This is a genomic window from Streptomyces sp. NPDC005808, from assembly GCF_042871385.1.
Lineage (GTDB): Bacteria > Actinomycetota > Actinomycetes > Streptomycetales > Streptomycetaceae > Streptomyces.
The window spans coordinates 1-3,511 of record NZ_JBIAIK010000041.1 but is presented as its reverse complement, the minus strand read 5'-3'; the positions used below and the strand labels follow the sequence as shown (position 1 = coordinate 3,511).

At 69.6% G+C, this 3,511-nt stretch carries 3 protein-coding genes; all 3 read right to left on the bottom strand.

Going from position 1 to position 3,511, the window contains the following annotated elements; translation table 11 throughout:
- Nucleotides 1-240 precede the first annotated feature (240 nt).
- The 3 genes from ACFYPC_RS36970 to ACFYPC_RS36960 all read right to left on the bottom strand — a co-directional run bounded on the left by ACFYPC_RS36970 (nt 241) and on the right by ACFYPC_RS36960 (nt 3,377).
- The gene (locus ACFYPC_RS36970; protein ID WP_391891732.1) at nt 241-1,413 is read right to left on the bottom strand and encodes an acetoin utilization protein AcuC; all 1,173 of its coding nucleotides are present in this window, start codon (nt 1,411-1,413) and stop codon (nt 241-243) included.
- Nucleotides 1,364-2,596 carry an MFS transporter gene (locus ACFYPC_RS36965; protein ID WP_391891731.1) on the bottom strand — a complete coding sequence of 411 codons (1,233 nt, stop codon included), beginning with the start codon at nt 2,594-2,596 and terminating at the stop codon, nt 1,364-1,366. Before ACFYPC_RS36965 ends, ACFYPC_RS36970 begins: the two co-directional genes overlap by 50 nt.
- Nucleotides 2,597-2,732: 136 nt before the next feature.
- Entirely contained in the window at nt 2,733-3,377 is a 645-nt protein-coding gene (locus tag ACFYPC_RS36960) for an HAD family hydrolase (RefSeq protein WP_391891730.1), read from the bottom strand.
- Nucleotides 3,378-3,511: the final 134 nt, after the last annotated feature.

The window sequence follows — 3,511 nt, the reverse complement described above, 5'->3', positions numbered from 1 at the left end:
GGGGGGGGGGGGGGCGGGCCCCCCCCCCCGCGGGGGGGGGGGGGCCCCGCCGGGGGGGGGGGGGGCGGGCGCGGGGGCGCCGCGGGGGGGGGGGGGGGGGGGGGGGGCGGGGGCCGCGGCGCCGGCGGGGGGGGGGGGGGGGGGGGGGGGGGGGCGGCCCCCCCCCCCCCCCCCCCCCGGAACAAGGGACGGGCAGGGGCGGAGGGGGCGAAAAACCAAGGCCCTCACCCCCACCCCCACCTACGGCAACAACCCCCGCAACGGAAACACCGCCCGCCGAGTAGCCAGAACCGCCTGATCCAGCCGATCGGCCGGGTCATACCCGGACTCCCAGCCCGCCCAGGACACCGGCCACCGCCCATCAGTCATCCGCCCCGGCGCCAACTGCCGCGTACGAGCGAACACTTCCTGCCGCCACCCCTCGGGAACCACCGTCTCGGGCGCAATCTCCCGCCCCGCCGCGATGGCAACCAAGTGCGTCCAGGACCGGGGCACCACATCCACCACCGCGTACCCGCCCCCGCCCAGCGCGACCCACCGCCCCTCGGCGTACTCGTGCGCCAACTCGTGACAGGCGACCTGAACAGCCCGCTGCGCATCCAGCGACACCGCGAGATGAGCGAGCGGATCCTCGAAATGCGTGTCGGCCCCGTGCTGGGTGACCAGCACCTGCGGCCGAAAGTCCGCGATCAGCTCAGGCACCACGGAGTGGAACGCCCGCAGCCATCCCGCGTCCCCCGTCCCGGCAGGCAGCGCGACGTTGACGGCGGCCCCCTCCGCGCTGTCGCCCCCGGTCTCCTCCGGCCACCCCGTCTGCGGGAACAACGTCCGCGGATGCTCGTGCAGCGAGATCGTCAGAACCCGCGGATCGTCCCAGAACGCCGCCTGCACTCCGTCCCCGTGATGCACGTCCACATCGATATAGGCGACCCGCTCGGCCCCCAGCTCCAGCAGCCGCGCGACAGCCAACGACGCGTCGTTGTAGATGCAGAACCCGGACGCACCCCCCGGCATCGCATGGTGCAGCCCTCCCGCGAAGTTCACCGCGTGCACCGCGTCCCCGCGCCACACCGCCTCCGCCGCGCCCACCGACTGCCCCGCGATCATCGCGGACACCTCGTGCATCCCGGCGAAAGCGGGATCGTCAAGGGTCCCGAGCCCGTACGAGGGGTCGGCAGCCTCCGGATCCACGGAGGCGGCCTTGACCGCCTCCACGTAGTCCTCACGGTGCACGAGCCGCAACGTCGAATCCCCGGCCGGCTTCGCCGCGACCACATCCACGTCGCGATCGAGCCCGAACGCGTCGACGAGCTTCCTCGTCAGCACCAGCCGGACCGGATCCATCGGATGGTCCGGACCGAAGTCATAGCCCGTTACTGCCTCGTCCCACATCAGCTGTGCGCGGCCGCTCATGCCCTTCACCGTATCGGTCCGGTTCAACGGCGAACGACCGGGCGTACCTCAAGGTCAGCAGAACCAGCACCATGGGGACGAGCATGGCGCCCCGGTAGTTCCAGACGTCCCCCAGCGCCCCGACCAAGGGCGAACCGATCAAGAACCCCACGTAATTGAAGATATTGAGCCGCGCGATGGCCGTATCCGAAGCCCCTGGAAAGAGCCGCCCAGCGGCCGCGAACGTCTGCGGCACAATCACACACAGCCCCAGCCCCAACAGGGTGAACCCGACCATCCCCACCCAGGCGCCCGGCGCCGCTGCCACTACACCGAACCCCAGCGCCGCGACCACCGCCCCCGCCCGCACGACCGCCACGGCCCCCAGCCGCCGTACCCCGAAGTCCCCGACCGTCCGCCCCAGCAGCGTCGTGACCATGTAGACGTTGTACGGAACGGTCGAGAGCTGCTCCGAACTGCCCAGCACATCCTGCAGATACTTCGCGCTCCAGTTGGAGACGGTCGAGTCCCCGATGTAGGCAAAGGTCATCACCAGACACAGTGGTAGCAGCAGCTTGAAGACGACAGGACCGGCCTCGCCGGCCTCCTGCTTCGCGCCCGAGGCTCCAACCGCTCCGCCTCCGACGCCCCCATCGACGTACCACCGGCTACCGACAAAGCCCGCCGGCAGCAGGACCGCCACGACCGGCAGATACAACACGAACAGCGACAGATGCCAGTGCGCCCCCGCCCACGCGAGCGAGGCCCCGATGATCCCGCCCAGGCTGTACACGGCATGGAACCCGAGCATGATGCTGCGCCCGTACGTCCGTTGGAGGCTCACCCCGAGCATGTTCATGGAGGCGTCGAGCGCACCGACCGCAAGCCCGAAGGCGCCGAGCGCCACCGCCAACTCGGCCACATGGTCACCGGAGGCGACGCCGAGCAGAGCAAGGAGTACGACGGGCTGGGACCACCTCAGTACGCGACTGGGCGGCACCCGCTTGACCAGTTTCTCGGTGACCACACTCCCGACCCCGGCCAGCACCGGCACGGCGGCGAGGAAGGCGGGCAGCAGCGCGTCGGATATCCCGTAGCGGTCCTGGATCGCGGGGATACGCGTCACGAGCAACGCGAAGGCGACACCCTGGGCGAAGAAGCTGAACGCGAGCGAGGCCCTACCGCGCCGCAGCACATCTGTCATGGCCGCGAGCGTAGGGCCCCTGCCTACCCGTGGGTAGATCCAACCGAAGATGAATTCTGCTCAGCTCTTCCGTACGGCCCGACCCGCCACTGCTGGAAGACAGGGACGCCCGACGGCAACCCACCACCGTCTGCGGTCATACAAGCAGCTCAGCCAGCTGATCCATGTAGGAGAAGAGACGAGTGGCCCCCACAAGCCGACCGGCGGGCGTCATGGCCGTGAACCCGTACACATCCATCCCTGCCGCGACGGCCGCCCTCACCCCCAGCGGGCTGTCCTCCACGACGGCACACTTCTCCGGCGCTACGCCCATCCGCTCGGCCGCGTACAAAAACAGATCCGGCGCCGGTTTCCCCCGCCCGACATCCTGCGAACTGAAGACACGCCCCTCGTCGAACCACCGGTCGAGCCCGGTCTTCCGATGCCCCACCCGAATCCGCTCATGGCTCCCGGACGACGCCACGCAGTACGGCACCCCGTCCGCGGCCAGCTTCTCCAGCACCTGCACCGCACCCGGAACCGGCTCCAACTCCCGCGCGAAGGCGGCGAAGACGCGAGCATGGAAGACATCATCGAAGTCCGCGGGCAGCCGCTCCCCCGTGCGCTCCTCGACGAGGTCGTGTACGCGGTGCATGGCGGCGCCCATGTAGTCGTGGAGGGACTCCTCGTACGAGGTGGGATGCCCGAGCTCGGTGAGGTATGCGGCAAGGAGTGCGTTGGAAATCGGCTCGCTGTCCACGAGGACGCCATCGTTGTCGAAGATGATCAATTCATAGCGCATGCTGCAACATTAAAACGAAGCGACCCTGAACGCAGAATGCCCCCGTACCGTTTTCCCGGTACGGGGGCATTCTCCAAAAATAGTTCGGCGGCGTCCTACTCTCCCACAGGGTCCCCCCTGCAGTACCATCGGCG